The following is an 18,281-nucleotide window of genomic DNA, read 5'->3' as shown; positions in this document are numbered from 1 at the left end:
CAATAAATATATGTCTTGAAAATAAAAATAAGCCGAGGAAAAACAGATGTGCATACCTGTTTTTCACTCGTGTTCGCTGAAAATAATGTTTTAGACTGGAGTTGTTGATATTACACTGTTTCCAGCCCATAATATCAACTACCTCTGAAAAATAAGTTGTAGACTGAAGGGATTTGAATCGGGAGTAATAGGGTTGAATTGAAAAATATAGTTGTAGACTGACAGAAGAGCAGTCGGCCCTGAAGATCTCCATCAGCCAGCTTTTCTTTGAAAACCAGGAGTTCATACCCTTATGTGGCTAACTAGCCAGTCTAATCATTTATAGATTGCTAAAGATAAATTCATTAATTCTCTGAATAAGTAAAAATGGTATAATTACATTCAGATTATTGGTTCCAATTATGGCTATAATAGGCACTTAGCGTTGGACATCAACATTTTTCTAGTTCAGGAGGATTATCGTTGTGGTCAAAATTTTCATAAGCCATGCTACTGATGATGCAACAATGGTAACTAAACTCATGGATTTACTGCAGACTCAATTTAATTTACAAAGAGAGAATTTTTTCTATACTTCAGATGAAGAATTGAAAGTTGGAGGCAACTGGATTGAACAAATAAGACAAGGAATGCAGGATGCGACTCTTATTATGCCTATAATTACTCCAAGGTACTTCGAGAGTCATTTTTGCATGTGTGAGCTAGGAGCAGCTTGGGTAAATGAACAAGCACTAATCCCTATCATTATCCCGCCACTAAAACATTCTGCTCTGGGTAGTACTCCTTATCGCTCATGGGCTCAATCAATCACATTTAACTCCAAAGAGGACATAATGCGTTTAGCTGAATCCATGAAAGATAAAAAGGTTGGTACCTTTAATAGTGTTCGTTTTAATAATCGAGCAGAACAATTCTATAATGAGGTCTTATCACAATTTGTCGAAGAAATGAAGAGTAGAGAGATCCTCACCCCTGCTGTCCTAAAAGAGTTGAGAACAGAAAATCACTCATTAATAGAGGCCTATAATGAAGCTGAAGAAGAAGTAAAAAAGCTAAAAGCTGAAAATGATGCTCTGCGTAGTTTAAAAGACGCTGAAGCAGTAAAGGCACTTGACCATGCCAAAATGGATGAGTGGCAATCATTTTTGGATGCTGTTACTATTGCCAAAAATGAGTTGGATAAACTACCAAAGCTTGTAACAAGTGTTTTGTACCATATGAGGAAGTCTTCATATGATGGCTTTGTTGGAGACCAAATGGATTTTGCCGACCTTCAGCAGTTAGACAGTAAGGGGTACATTGAATGGGACGATGGATGGAAACCTGTTTATACACACCCAGCTGTTCGAAGAGCCGATAATGCAATAGACGCATTACAAGCTGTCATTGATGAGGATCCAGCAATAATTCAAGATCGATTTGAGGATGAATATGAAGATGTGATGTTTGGACTAAAATATTCGCCTTTTTGGGAAGAGGTTCTAGGTCAAGACATCGTACATTCTAATTAATTGCAGATTATTATCAGTGGATTTTATAAATTTTCTAACTGTGCATCATGATATGTCTTTAATGAAAGAAATATTATTTTTGATCGTATTATTAATCTCATTTATAAAAAATGTTGAAGAGCACTCTATGATCATGCTTATCTCGCGTGTATAGAGTGCTCCTTTTTGTGGTAAAAACTCTAGATTTCGCAGCACCTGTTGGCCCAGAGACACATATCGTCGGCGAACTTTCTTGCTTGCGAAAAAAGGCCAGCACATCTTGTCCAGCATGAAATTCCGATTGATACGGGAAAACCATAAATTAACCTCCTGAGACGGGACTATTTCAAGCCGCACCACTTAAAGAACTTGATTCGGGACAGGAAAAAGGGCATGGTTAGAAAAACTATGCCCGGCAACGTCGTGTCGATTGCTTCCGGCATCGTGCATTCGACGTGCGCAGCTTGCGCGATCAGGTAATTTCGATCGGTAAGCAACGCAGCCCGCGCACCGGGCAGATAAGATCCCTGCAGCCGTTCAGACAGTCCATCACCCGATCGAGCCGCACCATCGCCGGAGCTTCAAGGCGCCGATTAAAGACTTTCTCTGCAGGCGTAAGCGGCCGTGGTTGCTGCGCACCAGGTGGAGGCGGCGCCGGCGGCGCACCGTCAGCCAAAGCACGGCTGTGTACGTCCGCTGTCGACCCGAAGCAGACGTTCGATACCCAAACGGATTGCTGTCAACCGCCTATGTTGAAACGCAGTGTCGAAGTGTTGAGCTGAGAGTTATTCCTCACCATTTCACACGCTGCAGTCAGCTTTTACGCAGCATATAAACATGAGCGATTGCGCCGACAACAAGGCAAATCAGGACTATAACATCTACGAGGAAGACCCGACCAATTTGTGGGTTGTAGCTTCCTACTGCCCAGGCAAGATAGAGGAACGAAACAACGCTAATGATCCCTCCAACAATGGCAATTGATTGAAGTGCGGGTTGGAAGGCAGAAAACAGCAAGAAGCTCCCAATAAGCCCGAAAAGAACCGCGCGATGACGCATAAGGATTGCAAGATTTGGCTCGTTGAAGGGCAAGCCATATAGGGAAGCAAGGCGCTCACTTCCAAGAACCCCAGACAATGGCAATAGATGAATGACTCCGGCTACCACCAGCATTGCAGAAACCACGTATCCCACTGAGTGCTCCTTTCTTGCTCCATCAATTAGAGAAGCAAAAGGCAAGTTTTCTATTATTATTTCTAATCGCATCTGTCGGCGCAACCGTAATAGAACTGAGCGGTGTCGAATGATATCGGTGTAGCAGAGGCCTCAGTGTTGCTGGAGTCGCTCGACTGGACCGAAAGTAAAAATATTACAAACGCAGTCTTCATATCACTCCAGTCCCTGTCAGCTGTCAAAAATTCGGTCGGGCGAAGGGCCGCTTCTGGCCGATTGCGGACGGTCGGCACGGCTCAGTGTACTCGGCTGTTGCCTGCAGAGCAACTAGGGGTTTTGTTAGTCGTTCTAAGGCGTAGTGTGCGCAGCGCCCAGAGTGACGCTAATACTTGTCCAACCGTCCGGCCGTTCGCCGTGCTCGATGTGCAGCGCCCATACCTTGCTGACCATCTGGCTTACCGCCTTCTTCGTGATGCCTAGTTCGTCGGCAAGTTCAGTTTGTTGTCGACCGTCGACCAGGTGTTCGTAAATCACCTGAATATTTCGTTCTTTCAGGCGCTTCAAGTAGGGGCGGATCGTCGCGAACTCCCAAAATGGTTAGCGTATTACCGCCGTTGACCGTGCCGCCTCCACCTCCGCAACCACCTCCGTCGACGCCAGCGGGCCAGACAGTGGCAACGACTTCGGTCGGTGCTGACGGTGCGCCGCCGGCGCCGCCTCCACCTGGTGCGCAGCAACCACGGCCGCTTACGCCTGCAGAGAAAGTCTTTAATCGGCGCCTTGAAGCTCCGGCGATGGTGCGGCTCGATCGGGTGATAGACTGTCTGAACGGCTGCAGGGATCTTATCTGCCCGGTGCGCGGGCTGCGTTGCTTACCGATCGAAATTACCTGATCGCGCAAGCTGCGCACGTCGAATGCACGATGCCGGAAGCAATCGACACGACGTTGCCGGGCATGGTGTCGTGCCTGCAGGCGCAAGACGCGTACAGCGACAACGGCGCCGTCGTCCTATTGGAAAAAGGTACGGTGTACACAGGTGAAATGCAGCGTGCTCTGGTGAACGGCCAAAGCCGTGCGTTCTTGCTGTGGACCCGCGCCAAGACGCCAAACGGTGTCGTCATCAACCTGGCATCGCCGGCTGCTGACGAGCTGGGCCGATCGGGGATTAGCGGCCAGGTCGACACGCATTTTTGGGAGCGATTCGGTAGTGCAATCATGCTCAGCTTGATCGATGACGTTGGTTCGGCGCTCGCCGCAAGTCAGACCAAGGGAAGTGGTTCGGGCAACAACACCGTCCTTGCCTTCCCGAACACGATCCAAGGCACGCAATCGGTCATGGGCGACGTGCTCAAGCTCACGGCCGATATCCCCCCGCCGACTTTGCGGAAACACCAGGGCGCTACGGTCAACATCTACGTCGCCCGCGATCTCGATTTCCGGGGTGTGTACGGACTCAAGGAGAAACTTTGATGAATGCTCGTTCTGAGGCGGTGGAATTGAAAACATCGCCTTCCACGATCGATTTACAACTGGCGCCGTTGCGGCCGTTCTTGGACGATAAGACGTTGACGGAGTTCGTTATCAACGGTCCTGGCGAAGTGCTTACCGAGGGACCGGACGGCTGGACGACGCACCAGATACCAGCGATCACGCAGGAATGGTGTCTTGGTCAGGAGTAGGGCGATACCGCCGAAAGCGCCGGCGACGCGCCACGCCTTTTTTTCGCTGTCCTGGGCCGTTTGCACTTGGGAATCTGCGAAACCCTGCGATTGCTCCAAGATCGCCTCAAGCTGTGGTGGCGCACTACATGAAATGAGTACGGAGACACGAAGTGAAATAGAGATTATCCCCGCACAAGTGAAAGTTGTGCGTCATGTGCGTCAAGTCTATGCCTGTCGTCATTGCGAACGTGAAGATGTTCATACGCCTGTTGTAACAGCACCGATGCCCCGACCTGTCTATCCGGGTAGCTTCGCTTCTCCCTCTATTTTGGCACATGTTATGTGCCAAAAGTACGTAGAGAGTCAGCCCTTGTATCGGCAGGAGCAGCAGTTTGCTCGCTTAGGTCTTCCTCTCTCACGACAGACTCTTGCCGATTGGATGATCTATGGAGCTGAAAAGTGGCTGTCTCACCTTGTAGAGAGGATGCGTGTACACCTGTTACGTCAGGATGTCCTTTATGCGGATGAAACCACGCTACAAGTCCTTCGTGAACCAGGGGAAAGCTCCACAAACACAGTCCTATATGTGGCTGTTGTTCGATGAAAATAAAGAATTAGACTGGAATCGTTGATTTGACGCTATTTTTGAATTGAAAAATCGTCAGCTTTTGAAAAATGAGTTTTAGACTGATCCATTAAAAGAAACAGCGGCGGACCAAGACTTGAAAAATAAAGTCTTAGACTTCCGCTGGTGTCGTTCAACTAACGTTCCCAGTTAGTTGAACGCATTACTTAACTATGTTGCCGGCCAATAACCTATGTTTTCGTATGATTGCTCAGCATAGTGCTGTACAGGCGCACTAACTTTCAACGGTCTCTTAAATCGAATGCTTCTTCTAGTGCAGCCGTATCTTCGAAGATTTGAAAAAACCTTATCTTCTCCTGTTCTACTTCGCAAATAATTGCCCAATCACTCTCGAATACTTTCCCGGTTACATTAACCTTGATGCGGAAATTCCCCCATGCACACGCAGCTTCCTCATTACCGATGAGTTTGTGGAGGACAAACCCCTCTATTTGTTCTGACTTTTCTAATAAGTTTAAATAATTTCTAACCCCTTCTTTTCCATGAAATGTGCCGTATAAAGGAATTTTATTAGAGGGCTCTTTTTTAAGAATAATAAATTTTGCTTCATCATGAATCAATTCGATCACTTTATCGATCTGTTTGCTTCCTAATGCTTGAAAATAACTTGTTAGCACCTGTTGGGCACTTTGCATTTTCTACTATCTCCCTTTGAATAGGCGAAATAAGCTTTCCACAATCCAATTTTAACATATTTATTCAGCTCTTCTGCCCGTTAGCTTAATTCCGTTCCCGGTCTAATACTATATTTTCTCAGTCTACAACTTTATTTTCCTAGTCTAACACTTTATTTTTCAGTCTAATGGTTTATTTTCTTTTAACAGCTGTATCGAACGGGACGAATGGGTCCACCCATTGTCTTATTTGACTATAAACGGACTCGTGGCGGTGAGCATCCCCGTGATTATCTACAAGGCTTTCATGGGTATCTCCACGTGGATGGCTATGTGGGATACCACAAGGTAGCCAATACGACACTTGTTGGGTGTTGGGCACATGCTCGCCGAAAGTTTGACGAAGCACTAAAAGTCCTACCTTCAACGGAAGAGCGGTATGCCATCCGAAAAGAGCGGAGCAAGCCCATTTTGGATGCTTATTTGGTATGGCTTTGCCAGCAAAGAGCCCGTACCCTACCTAAAAGCGCAGTTGGTCAAGCCATTGCCTACAGCTTAAATCAGTGGGAGAAACTGACTTCCTTTCTAGAAGACGGACGTCTGGAGATGGATAACAACCGAAGTGAAAGGTCCATAAAACCCTTTGTCATTGGAAGAAAAAACTGGTTGTTTGCAAATTCACCTCGCGGTGCAAAAGCCAGTGCAATCATCTATAGCTTACTTGAGACAGCGAAAGAGAACCAACTAAATCCCTTCCAATATCTGAACTATCTGTTTGAACAAATACCCCAATTATCTGATGTGAAGAACGGAGAAGAGTTGGACCGTTTCCTTCCATGGTCGACGTCATTACCAGATGTTTGTCACATCACGAAATCCTAGTCCTAGAAGAAATAGCCCTCACCATTTTTTCTTAGCGGGGCTAATTTGCGCTTACCGTTAAACCATTTTACGTATGCCCCTAATTCTTGTTTCAACTATGTTGGTGACTCAAACCTTCGATTCTTTACAAACTCCGTTTTGATCAGCTTAAAAGTCGCTTCTGCGACTGCATTGTCGTAAGGGTAGCCTTTCATGCTCAGCGAACGTTTGATTTTAAATATACGGATGACGTCATCAATCGTTAATTTTCCTTACACAGCGCCATGAGTTCCGTTTGTTCCTGTGTTCGGTCGTCCTTTTCTTTGAAAGACCTTGTGGTTCTACTCTTAAAAACTACTAAGATCCTTGACCAAGGTCCCTTCTACTAAGATGGATACTATACTCTTAGCAAAAGCACTTAATTCCTTCATTAGATCCCTTTTGAGGCGCATTTTCCTCCCCTTCTTCGTAGGATATCAGAGCGTTAACTCCGTGGCTGAGAATGGCTCCAGCTCGGGTTGATGCCGCAACAAGAAGGGCTTCCATTATCTCTTCCATGGTACCTCCTAAAGCCTTATATTTTTTCACATGAACGTCGATGCAATAGGGACATCCCGTTACGTGAGCAACTGTTACGGCAAGTAATTCTTTTGTCTTCTGCGGTAATGTATTTGCTGTTTGATAAACTTGGTGCTCGAAATCCAAATAAGAAGCAGCCGCTTCGGGACTTAATTTTATTAATTCCGGAATCCGTTGTAGATTAGCTGGGGAAAGATAGGTTTTCATATCATTCATCTCCTTCTTATCACGGTTTGGTAGAGCATGTGCGGACACCAAGAATCCGATAGACGATGCAGGTACCTAGCAGACCAGTCAGTATTAATGGAATGCCTATTAGTCCTGCGTATTTCCATGTTCCTTCGACCAATACAAGCATCGATAATAGAACAATTCCAATTATGAATCGTATAGTACGATCCAAATATCCGACGTTTTTCATGTTTTCATCCCTCCTGTGGTCATTATAAGGGATGAAAACGATCCGCTTCTGTGACATAATCACTTTACTTGAGCCAACTGTTCAAGCTCAGAGCGCTGTAGTAAATAAATTTTTCCTCGCCCCAATTTAATCCATCCAAGCCTTTCAAATTCCTTCAGTATCCTGCTTACCACTTCTCTTGCCGTACCTAATTCCAAAGACAATACCTCATGAGTAGCATACAAAGGGGCTTCTGAATTGGTATTCGTTTTCCGTAGCAACAATTAGAGTCGTTCGATCCGCTCCAAATACCAGCTAACGCAAGCCGCTGACGATAACTCGCCTGATTCCATCGCCAACTGCAACGAAACGATGTCTGCCTCTATTAAACTATCATTTAGTGTTCTGGCCATTCAGAGAGACACCCTTTTTTGTAATGTTCTGTTTATAATAATAACAAAATGAAAAAAGCAATGACCTGTAGAGAACGATTAAAACTAAACTACCAGTTAGCCTAATGATCGGCATTAAGTCTAAATCTTTATTTGCTTAGTCTATAACTATATTTTCTCAGTCTAGCACTTTATTTTTCGAGTCTAATACATTACTTTCAGTAAACAATATAAATAAGTTCAAAAAAACCTGTTATGACAACGATTTGTCATAACAGGTTTCAGGCGTCAATTTTCACTTTTACTTATAATCAGGTGGTAAAATTAAATATAAGCAGTGATTTTCTAAAAAACATAACTTTATTGTTAGAAATCATCTTGGAACAATAGTTTATTGATCAGAACAATACTTTATTGTAATGAATCACTCGACTTATTAACCCTTCAACCCCTACTCAACCGTCACACTCTTCGCCAAGTTCCGTGGTTTATCCACATCGAGGCCGCGAGCGACAGAAGCGTAGTAAGCAAGCAATTGCAATGGAATGACGGTCAGAATCGGTGTGAGCATTGGCAGAGTGGCTGGCATGTAAATGACCTCATCCACACTCTTCGCCAGGTCGTGGTTGCCTTCAGTCGCAAAGCCCAGTACATGAGCGCCGCGAGCTTTTACTTCCACGATGTTGCTTACCGTTTTTTCGTAGATGTCTGGTTGCGTAGCCAAAGCTACAACTGGAACATTATCTTCAATCAGCGCAAGAGTACCGTGCTTCAGCTCACCAGCTGGATACGCCTCGGAGTGAATGTAAGAGATTTCTTTCAGCTTCAGAGAGCCTTCCAGCGATACCGCATAGTCGAGGCTGCGGCCGATGAAGAACAGGCTGCTTACCTCTTTCGTGCCCTCTGCAAAGCGACGAATTTGATCATCGTTATTCAGCATGGAAGCGATTTTGCCAGGGATCTCGCTCAGGTGCTCAACCACTTCAGCAACCTCAGCAGCCGCCATGGTGCCTTTTACTTGAGCCAAATACAGGCTGAACAAGTACAGGGCAACAACTTGGGAGGTGTATGCTTTCGTAGATGCTACCGCAACCTCTGGACCAGCCCACGTAAAGATCACTTCGTCAGCTTCACGAGCTACGGAGCTGCCTACCACGTTGGTGATAGCCAACACCTTCACGTTGCTCTTTTTCGCCTCACGCAGCGCAGCCAGTGTGTCTGCTGTCTCACCGGATTGGCTGATAACGATCATCAGTGTCTTGTCTGTGTAGATCGGATCACGGTAACGGAACTCGGAAGCGACTGCTACCTCTACAGGTACGCGTGTCCATTTTTCGATAACATCCTTACCGACGAGACCCGCGTGCATGGAAGTACCGCATGCCACGATGTAGATGCGATCATATGTCGCCAGTTCCGCATCGCTCATTTTCAGCTCAGGCAAAATCACTCGCTTGTTTTCCTCGTCAATGCGGGCACCCATGGTATCGCGAACAGCTTGAGGCTGCTCGTGCATTTCCTTGAGCATGAAGGAATCATATCCGCCTTTTTCCGCTTGTACCAGATCCCACTCGACATGGAACAGTTCCCGCTCGATTTTCTCACCGGTCTCTGCGTTCATCAGTTCCACACCATCGCGAGTCAACACAGCCATTTCGCCTTCGTTCAAAATGTACACGTCACGTGTATGCTCCAAAATAGCTGGGATATCCGAGCCGATAAAGCTCTCGCCTTGACCCACACCAACTACCAACGGACTAGCCAAACGAATCGCTACCAGCTTATCTGGCTCGTGCTCCGTCATGATTCCCAATGCATAGGCACCACGCATACGTTGTACAGCACGACGCGCTGTAGAAACGATATCGCCATCGTACATGTCAGCGAGCAAGTGAGCGATAACCTCGGTATCTGTCTCAGAGGTAAACTTGTAGCCTTTTGCCAGCAGCTCTTCTTTCAATGGCAGGAAGTTTTCGATAATCCCGTTGTGAACGACTGCAAAAGCCGCTTTCTCGTCTGTATGTGGGTGGGAGTTCTCGTCAGACGGTTTTCCGTGTGTCGCCCAACGTGTATGCCCGATTCCCATAGAACCAGTCAATGGCTTCGACTCCAAACGACTTTCCAGAACAGCCAGACGGCCTTGTGCTTTTGAGTAATCCAAGCCGTTTTCATTCACGACAGCAACCCCTGCTGAATCATAGCCGCGATACTCCAGCTTGCGAAGTCCTCCGATAACGATGTCTTGCGCTTGTTTATTTCCAATATATCCAACGATTCCGCACATAAGTGTATGGTCCCCTTCCAATTTGGCGAGGGACTTCCACCCGAACAATGGTACGGGGGTGAGTCCCCCGCCATTCCATGTTTTTTCTATGATCATACTGTTTCATCTATTTCGGCAATGGCAAAAAACGTATCACACACAAGGTTTTGTCCATCAGATCACCCTGATGTTTTGTCCCTGCGCTCTGCGGCAGTGATACTGCTGCCGGGAGGTATCCGCCGAATGCTTCGATAAACCTCCACCTCGTCCACTGGGCTCCATGTCGGGCAGCCTCAGTGCTGGCGCTTTCCAATGGTATGCATTTGGTTTACGTGCTTATTCTTTTTTGCACAACCCCTCCCAAGTTTTTCTTTCTTGGTGCTAGCGCACATGAACACTGTACCACAGATTGTGAAGAGCGACAACATTTCGTCGTCGTATTGTAGTTGTATGCAAAAGGGAGCGGCATCGAAACCGCTCCCTGCAACTTTTTACACTACTTTTACACTAATTGTTGTTTGACCACGTCAACGATCCGATTCACGAGCCCTTCCAATTGTGCCGCATCTGGACCTTCTGCCATGACACGTACGATTGGCTCTGTTCCAGACGGACGAACCAGAACGCGACCATTGCCGGCCAAATCTTCTTCTACTTCACGAATAGCCTGCGCAATAGCTTCATTACCATTCAGCTTTGACTTGTCCTCTACACGGACATTGATCAAAAGCTGCGGATACTTGACCATCACTTGTTTGAGCTCGGACAACGGCTTGCCAGACTCCTTGATGATGTTCAAGAGCTGCAGACCCGTTAACAGACCGTCTCCTGTCGTATTGTAGTCCAGGAAGACGATATGACCGGACTGTTCGCCACCGAGATTATAGCCGCCGCGCAGCATCTCTTCTACTACATAGCGATCCCCAACAGCAGTCTTCGTTGTATTGATGGAGCACTCTTCCATCCCTTTGAAGAAGCCCATGTTGGCCATTACGGTCGTGACAACTGTATTGTTGTTGAGCTTTCCTTTAGCCTTGAGCGCTCGAGCACAGATCGCCATAATATAGTCGCCGTCGATGATTTCACCATTATTATCCACTGCAATGCAGCGATCTGCGTCCCCATCAAAGGATAGACCCAAGTCAGCTTTATGCTTCAAAACTTCTTCTACTAAGCGTTCAGGATGCGTTGAACCGCACTGGTCATTGATGTTTATTCCATTCGGATTCGCACCAATCGTGATGACTTCAGCGTCCACATCCGCAAACAGTCGAGCTGCCAATGATGAGACAGCACCATTTGCACAGTCCAGAACTACCTTCAGACCGTCAAATCGCTCGGATACAGTGCTCTTCAAGTGAGAGAGGTACTTTTGTCCACCCTCCAGGAATTCCAGAACCGTCCCGATTTGTTCGCCTGTTGGTCGAGGCATCGTATCCTCTGCCGCGTCCAAATACTGTTCTACTTCAGCTTCCACTTCGTCGGACAGTTTAAAACCGTTGCTGCCGAAGAACTTGATTCCGTTATCCGGAAACGGATTGTGAGAGGCGGAGATCATAACTCCAGCATCTGCACCAAGTGCACGTGTGAGATACGCTACCCCCGAGGTGGAGATAACACCCAATCTGACCACTTCTGCTCCAACCGATAACAGTCCAGCCAAAAGCGCGTTTTCCAGCATTTGACCGGAAATGCGCGTATCGCGCCCAATCACCACTTTTGGTTTCCCTTCCTGCTTGTGTCTGGTGAGAACGTAACCGCCAACGCGTCCGATTTTAAATGCCAGTTCGGGTGTCAGTTGTGTATTTGCTACACCGCGTACACCGTCTGTTCCGAAATACTTCCCCATGATTGTCCCTCATTTCCTTCCTTGTGCACACAACAGCTTATGTCTACCTTTGCTTGTTCGTGATTTGAATTGTGACCTTTTTCGGTGCGCCCGCAGAAGTCTTGATATACTCCGACTGATTGAAAATATAATTCAATGGTACTTCGTACACACCCGCCGGCATATTGCTGACATCTGCTACGACCTGCAAGTCTTCATGCCTCAACTGATTCAGCACTACTGGAGCGCCGATTACGTCGAAGTCGATTGTAGACATCTCCTGGCCATCGGTGGATAGTACCTTTGCTTCCATGCTTTCTGATAGCCCGCTAATGCGAATCGGAATCTTATCCAAACGCTTGGTCGTTGATGGAACGACTTTCAGCGATACGGTCAAATACTCCGGTTCTACCTTCACAATATTATCCATTAACGGTATCTTTAGCTCTATATCGCGATCTGATGTAATGTTGCTGAGATCGATTTCCGGCCCTGGATAAGTGTTGGATTTGATGCCATCAATGACTTCCTTCGGTCCATAGACTGTGACCTCATCCACATTCATACCCATACTAGCCAAACTATAGCCATTCGGCAATTCATTCGTCAAGTTTAATTTGATTGGCACTTTGGCAAACGGACTCGTTACGGGAATGTTCACTTCTACCGTAAGTGGCACTACATCGGCACCTTGAATCACGTTGCCAGACTTGTCCACGACTTTGAGCGGAACCGTTGTTTTGATTGCGGAAGTAGCCCCTTCCAGGTCAACCGATGCCTTAACTGCAGCTACCTTATTCACTTGGCTTTCAGGTACCCTTACAAGTGCTCTAAACGGCTTTACAATAGGTTCTCCAGCCGTGTAACCAGGGGCGACCTGTCCCAATTTCTCCACAGAAACTTCACGCTCAACGGTCTTCTTCTCTTCCAAGGTAATTTCCACGATATTCGGGATGATCCCTACCTTGACTTCATCCGGGAATCCCTTGTACTGGACAGGTACACGATGTGTTCCTTTGCCCAGGTTCGTCGCATCGACATACACTTCCCACGATTCCTCTGGGAAGAAATTGTGTCGATAAAAAGGATTATTACTTTCCAAGGCAACCTTTACCGTTCGTTGCTGCTTGACCACCTGGTAACGATCGGTATCGTATTTCACATGCAAATTGACACTATCAATAAAAGTGGGCTGACTTGCCTCAGGAGTCGTCGTTTGTTCGGCTTCCAGATTGACAATCATCCACGTCATGATAGCCAAAAGCAACGCAACAGCACGTGCAAACCAGTGACTGTTTAACCATTTATCCATGTTTTCGCCTCCATTGCCAACGACTTCCCATGGATTTGCCTTTGGACAGAGGCTGTAGCTGTTCTGTCAGCATCTCTGCCAGTTGCGCCTCCGTCAGATTGCGATTCATTGCTCCATGCGCTGCAAAGGATACCTGTCCAGTCTCTTCAGATACGATGATCGCAATGCCATCGGAAACCTCACTTAGCCCTATTGCCGCTCGATGGCGCGTCCCCAACTCTTTGGAGATGGAATTGTTTTCAGACAGTGGAAGATAACAGGCAGCAGCCATAATCATGTCTTTTCGCATAATGACTGCACCGTCATGCAGCGGTGTATTTGGAATGAAAATATTAATCAGCAGCTCCGAGCTGACTCGCCCGTTAATGCCAATACCCGTTTCTACGTAATCATTCAGACCCGTCTCTCTCTCAATGACGATCAATGCACCAATGCGACGCTTGGCCATGTACGTAACCGATTTGCCCACCTCTTGAACCAAACGGCCAACTACCTCTTCATCCTGCGTACTGCTTGAACGGGAAAAAAGCTTACCTCGACCAAGCTGCTCCAGTGCTCGACGCAACTCCGGCTGGAAGATGATGACGACGGCCAAAACCCCGAATGTAAATGCCTGATTCATCAGCGCGTGTAGTGCCGTGAGCTGGAAGTATTTGCTGAGGAACCATGTGATGACGATGACCATAATCCCCTTCAGCAATTGTACAGCGCGCGTCCCGCGAATAAGCATAATGATTTTATAGAACACGTATGTAACGAGTAAAATATCCGTTGCATACCGTAGCAAATCCCCATAATCCATGGATATTGATATCATAACGAAGCCCCCATATCTCGCTCCATCTAATGAAGTCAGTCTATCTCCTGCGGAAAAAGCACGGCTCCACTGCCGTGCTCTGATAGCTGTACTCTCTATTTTCTCTTATGGCAAGATCGGAAGCAAGTCATTTCCAATATTTTTCACCTCATACCAGATCCAATCTACGATCGCTTCGATCGATTCGGTATTTCCCACGACTTGGGCAGTAGATGCCACGAACACTTTTCCTTCAATAGCCACAACATTTCCTGTTACATGGCCTTGAACATCTACGTTTCCGTTGCGGACAACCAAGTCTCCATCAATATTGGTTCCTGCTGGTACAACTACGACATTGCGTTCACGATCTATTTTTAATTTATCCAAATTAGCAGAGGATACCTGTAGAGTGTCATCCTGATCAAACCAACTGTTGAGTACGCTGCCGGTCATCAAAAAGAGAAATACCGCTGCAGCTGTCAAAAACGGATGATTACGAAGCCATCCTGATAACAGATTCGCTTTCGTCGGCGCAGGCAATTGCGCAAGTACACGAGCTGTAAAATCAGAAGAGACATGAATATGTGAAGCGCTTTGAACAAAAGCGATGGCTCTCTGCAACTCATGCATATGCTGACGACAACTCACACAAGTCTTTATGTGTGCTTGCAATTGCAGATTGGCTAATTCATCAGTGTCCCCATCTAGATATTCGTGGATGAGGCAAATCATATCCCGGCATTCCATCGTGATTTCTCCTTTCTCACATCAATCGCAACTTGCTGCGTAATGCTTCCCTTCCTCGGTGAATACGCGTCTTGATTGTCGTTATGGGAAGCTTTACGATATCGCTGATCTCCTGCAACGACAAATCCTCGATATAACGCAAGATCATAATCGAGCGATATTTGGGCTGTAAGTGAGACAAAGCATCTTGCACAGTCTCTTGCAGCTCCTGCGTTACGACTTTGTCCTCCGGTGTTCGCTCGTTAGAAGACAGGCGTGAATACCAGTCCAGGCCCTGGTTCGGTTTCTTCATCCAATGAAAAGTCAGGTCGTTTTTTCCGGCCACGGTCGATACATAGATTGGTCGCGATCCTGTAGATCCACGTGGAGAACTTATAGCTGTCATCGTATGAATGCAAATTGGCATAGACACGCAAAAATGTTTCTTGCGCGATGTCCTCTGCATCCTGACGGTTTCCCACCATACGATATGCGAGCTGAAATATCTTATCTTTATAAATCTCGATTAACTCCGCAAAAGCTTCACGGTCTCCGCGTTTAGCCCGCTGAGTCAACCGTTTCTCTACAAAATCCATGCGATCCTCCCCACAATACCGTAATCCTATATACGGATGATACTGCATATGGTTTCATTTTTAATCTTGTGTTTGTGCGGATAATTTGTTGGGAAATAGAGGAATAAGCGTATTGCTTTCTTCTATATATAAGTAATGATAGCTCATTTATCTCACGGGTGGAAAGGAGAGTGCAACGATTGTCAAAAAAAAACGTTCTCCTCGAGATTGAAATGCTGCGAAAAGAACTCAACGATCAATACAAAAAACAAGCCTGCATTACTCCAGAATTAATTACACTAAGTGTACAACTGGATCAGCTATTAAATAAACTGCGTCTCCATCCTTAGAATGTACAGCTTTCCCTCATCAAAGTAAAGATGCGGTAAAACAAAAAAAGAGGGCCAAAAGCCTCTCTTTTTTCATGATCTTCTTCATTTATTTTATAGTAATTTATCACCAAAAACGGAACTCATCAAAGCGACTGCAACGCGAGCTGTCATGTTTTCTCGGTCAAGAATCGGGTTGACCTCTACGAATTCTGCCGAGCAAAGAATATCTGCATCTGCCAGCATTTCCAATGAGACATGCCCTTCACGATAGGAGATACCACCTATTACTGGCGTCCCTACTCCCGGAGCATCGTGTGGATCAAGTCCATCCAAGTCGAGGCTCAAATGCACGCCATCTGTGTTTTTGGACACATGCGCGATTGCTTCATCCATGACTCGAGCCATACCCAACTTATCAATTTCGTGCATGGTGAAAACCTTCATCCCGATACGCTTGATCAATTCACGCTCGCCTTGATCCAGATCACGCGCACCGATGATGACCACGTTTTCTGCCTTTACCTTTGGTGTATATCCCCCAATGTTCGTCAGACGCTCATGCCCATACCCCAAGCTCGCTGCCAAAGGCATACCGTGAATATTTCCCGATGGAGAAGTGGCACCCGTATTCAAATCACCATGAGCGTCAAACCAAATGACACCCAGGTTTTTTACGTGCTTAGCGACACCCGCAATGGTTCCAAGGGCAATACTGTGATCTCCACCCAATACGAGCGGGAATCGACCAGCAGTCATGATATCGCTTACAACATTGGCAAGCTTTTCATTAGCTTCCACGACTTCATCCAGGTATTTATGGTTTTCCGTCTCGGTGAAGTGATGAGGGCGCGTTACAAAAATATCTCCGCGGTCTTCAATATTGAAGCCCATCTTTTCCAGGCGTGCTACAACACCTGCATAACGGATTGCGCTAGGCCCCATATCGACTCCGCGGCGGTCTGCACCTAGATCCATCGGTACACCAACAATGCTCATGTTTTTGTTCATAAAAGTGCCACCCTTTCCTTCGTTCATTTCATTCTCTACTCCTATATTGTAGCCCCGGAAAGCAAAATGACTCAACTCGACATGATTTTGCATAAATAACCTGTCGGACAAGCTTTGTCAAAAACACAAAAAAACGAGCAACCATTTCGGTTTCTCGTTTCTCGTAAACATATGGAGCGGGTGATGGGAATCGAACCCACGCGACCAGCTTGGAAGGCTGGAGTTCTACCATTGAACTACACCCGCATATAAAAAAATGGTCGGGAAGACAGGATTCGAACCTGCGACCCCTTGGTCCCAAGCCAAGTACTCTACCAAGCTGAGCTACTTCCCGATAAGTGGCGTGCCCTGAGAGATTCGAACTCCCGACCTTTTGATTCGTAGTCAAACGCTCTATCCAGCTGAGCTAAGGGCACCTATTCTAATTTTAAAAAACTGGTGAGCCATGAAGGACTCGAACCTTCGACCCTCTGATTAAAAGTCAGATGCTCTACCAACTGAGCTAATGGCTCGCAAAATGGCTGGGGTACTAGGATTTGAACCTAGGAATGACGGAGTCAAAGTCCGTTGCCTTACCGCTTGGCTATACCCCAACAACTCGCAAAATAAAAAATGGTGGGGAGAGACGGATTCGAACCGCCGAACCCGGAGGGAGCAGATTTACAGTCTGCCGTGTTTAGCCACTTCACTATCTCCCCATTTTTTATGGTGGAGGCTGACGGGATCGAACCGCCGACCCTCTGCTTGTAAGGCAGATGCTCTCCCAGCTGAGCTAAGCCTCCAAATCCCTGACAAAGTGACGAGTATGCTAAGAAGCATACTCTGAGAACTTTGCAGGTACCTTAACCACTGTTAAGGTGTTTTTAAGTGACCCGTAGGGGATTCGAACCCCTGAATGACAGCGTGAAAGGCTGCTGTGTTAAACCGCTTCACCAACGGGCCAAGATCATAAGAATACTTCTGGTGCTCCCGACAGGAATCGAACCTGCGACCTCTTCCTTACCATGGAAACGCTCTACCGACTGAGCTACAGGAGCATAATATGGCTCCTCGGGACGGACTCGAACCGCCGACCGATCGGTTAACAGCCGATTGCTCTACCAACTGAGCTACCGAGGAACGTTGAAGGTTTATTCCTTCAAAACTGAATACGCATGATTGCTAAGAGTGTGTGGATAAGTCCTCGACCGATTAGTATTCGTCAGCTCCACGCGTTACCGCGCTTCCACACCGAACCTATCAACCTCATCGTCTATGAGGGGTCTTACCAGCTTGCGCTGTGGGAAGTCTCATCTTGGAGGGGGCTTCACGCTTAGATGCTTTCAGCGCTTATCCCGTCCGCACATAGCTACCCAGCTGTGCCACTGGCGTGACAACTGGTGCACCAGCGGTGCGTCCATCCCGGTCCTCTCGTACTAAGGACAGCTCTCCTCAAACTTCCTACGCCCGCGACAGATAGGGACCGAACTGTCTCACGACGTTCTGAACCCAGCTCGCGTACCGCTTTAATGGGCGAACAGCCCAACCCTTGGGACCTACTTCAGCCCCAGGATGCGATGAGCCGACATCGAGGTGCCAAACCTCCCCGTCGATGTGGACTCTTGGGGGAGATAAGCCTGTT

General features: G+C 46.9%; 18 protein-coding genes, 10 tRNA genes, 1 rRNA gene and 4 pseudogenes (1 of these 33 cut by a window edge). 6 read left to right on the top strand and 27 right to left on the bottom strand.

The features are described 5' to 3' along the window. Nucleotides 1-464 precede the first annotated feature (464 nt). Nucleotides 465-1,511: a TIR domain-containing protein gene (locus BBR47_RS01725; RefSeq protein ID WP_012684032.1), complete on the top strand. Its 1,047-nt coding sequence runs from the start codon at nt 465-467 to the stop codon at nt 1,509-1,511. A gap of 792 nt (nt 1,512-2,303) precedes the next feature. Here the strand turns inward: BBR47_RS01725 and BBR47_RS01715 are convergent. Next, nucleotides 2,304-2,756 carry a phosphopantetheine adenylyltransferase gene (locus BBR47_RS01715; RefSeq protein WP_197535040.1) on the bottom strand — a complete coding sequence of 151 codons (453 nt, stop codon included), beginning with the start codon at nt 2,754-2,756 and terminating at the stop codon, nt 2,304-2,306. 255 nt (nt 2,757-3,011) lie between these two features. Continuing rightward, nucleotides 3,012-3,239, bottom strand: a complete 228-nt coding sequence (locus BBR47_RS01710; protein ID WP_081437211.1) for a TrfB-related DNA-binding protein — start codon at nt 3,237-3,239, stop codon at nt 3,012-3,014. A gap of 292 nt (nt 3,240-3,531) precedes the next feature. On the opposite strand from BBR47_RS01710, the gene virB10 reads away from it, so the two are divergent. The 3 genes and pseudogenes from virB10 to BBR47_RS01695 all read left to right on the top strand — a co-directional run. After that, entirely contained in the window at nt 3,532-4,134 is a 603-nt protein-coding gene (virB10, locus tag BBR47_RS01705; protein ID WP_012684028.1) for a type IV secretion system protein VirB10, read from the top strand. Continuing rightward, on the top strand, nt 4,134-4,343 hold the full coding sequence (locus tag BBR47_RS01700; RefSeq protein ID WP_012684027.1) for a hypothetical protein: 210 nt from the start codon (nt 4,134-4,136) through the stop codon (nt 4,341-4,343). The genes virB10 and BBR47_RS01700 overlap by 1 nt, the downstream gene beginning before the upstream one ends. Before the next feature lie 109 nt (nt 4,344-4,452). After that, nucleotides 4,453-4,918 (top strand): annotated as a pseudogene (locus BBR47_RS01695) (transposase); the annotation flags it as partial. Nucleotides 4,919-5,192: 274 nt separating this feature from the next. Here BBR47_RS01695 and BBR47_RS01690 read toward each other — a convergent pair. After that, the gene (locus tag BBR47_RS01690) at nt 5,193-5,606 is read right to left on the bottom strand and encodes a nuclear transport factor 2 family protein (RefSeq protein WP_012684025.1); all 414 of its coding nucleotides are present in this window, start codon (nt 5,604-5,606) and stop codon (nt 5,193-5,195) included. Between the two features lie 189 nt (nt 5,607-5,795). On the opposite strand from BBR47_RS01690, the pseudogene BBR47_RS01685 reads away from it, so the two are divergent. Then, nucleotides 5,796-6,467 (top strand): annotated as a pseudogene (locus BBR47_RS01685) (IS66 family transposase); the annotation flags it as partial. Between the two features lie 98 nt (nt 6,468-6,565). On the opposite strand, the pseudogene BBR47_RS31450 reads toward BBR47_RS01685, so the two are convergent. The 12 genes and pseudogenes from BBR47_RS31450 to BBR47_RS31445 all read right to left on the bottom strand — a co-directional run. Further along, a pseudogene (locus tag BBR47_RS31450) lies at nt 6,566-6,706 on the bottom strand (IS3 family transposase); the annotation flags it as partial. Between the two features lie 145 nt (nt 6,707-6,851). Further along, nucleotides 6,852-7,241: a carboxymuconolactone decarboxylase family protein gene (locus BBR47_RS01680; protein WP_050763811.1), complete on the bottom strand. Its 390-nt coding sequence runs from the start codon at nt 7,239-7,241 to the stop codon at nt 6,852-6,854. Nucleotides 7,242-7,251: 10 nt separating this feature from the next. After that, the gene (locus BBR47_RS01675; RefSeq protein WP_012684021.1) at nt 7,252-7,446 is read right to left on the bottom strand and encodes a YgaP family membrane protein; all 195 of its coding nucleotides are present in this window, start codon (nt 7,444-7,446) and stop codon (nt 7,252-7,254) included. Nucleotides 7,447-7,505: 59 nt separating this feature from the next. After that, nucleotides 7,506-7,706 carry a helix-turn-helix domain-containing protein gene (locus tag BBR47_RS29990; RefSeq protein ID WP_269446214.1) on the bottom strand — a complete coding sequence of 67 codons (201 nt, stop codon included), beginning with the start codon at nt 7,704-7,706 and terminating at the stop codon, nt 7,506-7,508. A 3-nt stretch (nt 7,707-7,709) separates the two neighbouring features. Then, nucleotides 7,710-7,838 (bottom strand): hypothetical protein, encoded by a 129-nt coding sequence (locus BBR47_RS31745; RefSeq protein ID WP_269446213.1) that lies wholly within the window; start codon nt 7,836-7,838, stop codon nt 7,710-7,712. A 430-nt stretch (nt 7,839-8,268) separates the two neighbouring features. Further along, nucleotides 8,269-10,101 (bottom strand): glutamine--fructose-6-phosphate transaminase (isomerizing), encoded by a 1,833-nt coding sequence (glmS, locus tag BBR47_RS01670; RefSeq protein ID WP_012684020.1) that lies wholly within the window; start codon nt 10,099-10,101, stop codon nt 8,269-8,271. A 481-nt stretch (nt 10,102-10,582) separates the two neighbouring features. After that, nucleotides 10,583-11,929 carry a phosphoglucosamine mutase gene (gene glmM, locus BBR47_RS01665; protein ID WP_012684019.1) on the bottom strand — a complete coding sequence of 449 codons (1,347 nt, stop codon included), beginning with the start codon at nt 11,927-11,929 and terminating at the stop codon, nt 10,583-10,585. 43 nt (nt 11,930-11,972) lie between these two features. Further along, nucleotides 11,973-13,220, bottom strand: coding sequence for a CdaR family protein (locus BBR47_RS01660; protein ID WP_012684018.1), 1,248 nt, complete (start codon nt 13,218-13,220; stop codon nt 11,973-11,975). After that, the gene (gene cdaA, locus BBR47_RS01655; RefSeq protein WP_012684017.1) at nt 13,213-14,037 is read right to left on the bottom strand and encodes a diadenylate cyclase CdaA; all 825 of its coding nucleotides are present in this window, start codon (nt 14,035-14,037) and stop codon (nt 13,213-13,215) included. Before cdaA ends, BBR47_RS01660 begins: the two co-directional genes overlap by 8 nt. A gap of 105 nt (nt 14,038-14,142) precedes the next feature. Next, complete coding sequence (locus BBR47_RS01650; protein WP_012684016.1) at nt 14,143-14,766, bottom strand: zf-HC2 domain-containing protein; 624 nt, start codon at nt 14,764-14,766, stop codon at nt 14,143-14,145. 16 nt (nt 14,767-14,782) lie between these two features. After that, entirely contained in the window at nt 14,783-15,211 is a 429-nt protein-coding gene (locus BBR47_RS01645; RefSeq protein ID WP_231850541.1) for a sigma-70 family RNA polymerase sigma factor, read from the bottom strand. Further along, nucleotides 15,135-15,341, bottom strand: a pseudogene (locus BBR47_RS31445) (sigma factor); the annotation flags it as partial. The pseudogene BBR47_RS31445 and the gene BBR47_RS01645, both read right to left, overlap by 77 nt. 170 nt (nt 15,342-15,511) lie before the next feature. Here BBR47_RS31445 and BBR47_RS01640 point away from each other — a divergent pair. Beyond that, the gene (locus BBR47_RS01640; RefSeq protein WP_012684014.1) at nt 15,512-15,670 is read left to right on the top strand and encodes an aspartyl-phosphate phosphatase Spo0E family protein; all 159 of its coding nucleotides are present in this window, start codon (nt 15,512-15,514) and stop codon (nt 15,668-15,670) included. A 93-nt stretch (nt 15,671-15,763) separates the two neighbouring features. Here the strand turns inward: BBR47_RS01640 and rocF are convergent, their stop codons facing one another. From rocF to BBR47_RS01580, 12 genes are all read right to left on the bottom strand, one after another. Then, complete coding sequence (rocF, locus tag BBR47_RS01635) at nt 15,764-16,660, bottom strand: arginase (protein WP_012684013.1); 897 nt, start codon at nt 16,658-16,660, stop codon at nt 15,764-15,766. 172 nt (nt 16,661-16,832) lie between these two features. Beyond that, nucleotides 16,833-16,906, bottom strand: a tRNA-Gly gene (locus tag BBR47_RS01630). An 11-nt stretch (nt 16,907-16,917) separates the two neighbouring features. After that, nucleotides 16,918-16,994, bottom strand: a tRNA-Pro gene (locus tag BBR47_RS01625). A gap of 5 nt (nt 16,995-16,999) precedes the next feature. Further along, a tRNA-Arg gene (locus BBR47_RS01620) sits at nt 17,000-17,076 on the bottom strand. A gap of 20 nt (nt 17,077-17,096) precedes the next feature. Beyond that, nucleotides 17,097-17,172, bottom strand: a tRNA-Lys gene (locus BBR47_RS01615). A 6-nt stretch (nt 17,173-17,178) separates the two neighbouring features. Beyond that, nucleotides 17,179-17,253: transfer RNA gene (locus BBR47_RS01610), tRNA-Gln, on the bottom strand. Nucleotides 17,254-17,273: 20 nt separating this feature from the next. Then, a tRNA-Tyr gene (locus BBR47_RS01605) sits at nt 17,274-17,358 on the bottom strand. Between the two features lie 8 nt (nt 17,359-17,366). Then, nucleotides 17,367-17,442 (bottom strand) — tRNA-Val (locus BBR47_RS01600). A gap of 86 nt (nt 17,443-17,528) precedes the next feature. Continuing rightward, nucleotides 17,529-17,602: transfer RNA gene (locus tag BBR47_RS01595), tRNA-Glu, on the bottom strand. A 19-nt stretch (nt 17,603-17,621) separates the two neighbouring features. Then, nucleotides 17,622-17,697: transfer RNA gene (locus tag BBR47_RS01590), tRNA-Thr, on the bottom strand. Between the two features lie 6 nt (nt 17,698-17,703). After that, nucleotides 17,704-17,779: transfer RNA gene (locus tag BBR47_RS01585), tRNA-Asn, on the bottom strand. 52 nt (nt 17,780-17,831) lie between these two features. Then, nucleotides 17,832-18,281, bottom strand: a 23S ribosomal RNA gene (locus tag BBR47_RS01580); it runs 2,479 nt beyond the window's last position.

This window comes from Brevibacillus brevis NBRC 100599, assembly GCF_000010165.1.
Lineage (GTDB): Bacteria > Bacillota > Bacilli > Brevibacillales > Brevibacillaceae > Brevibacillus > Brevibacillus brevis_D.
The sequence above is the reverse complement of the archived record's forward strand: the minus strand, read 5'-3'. Positions and strand labels throughout refer to the sequence as shown.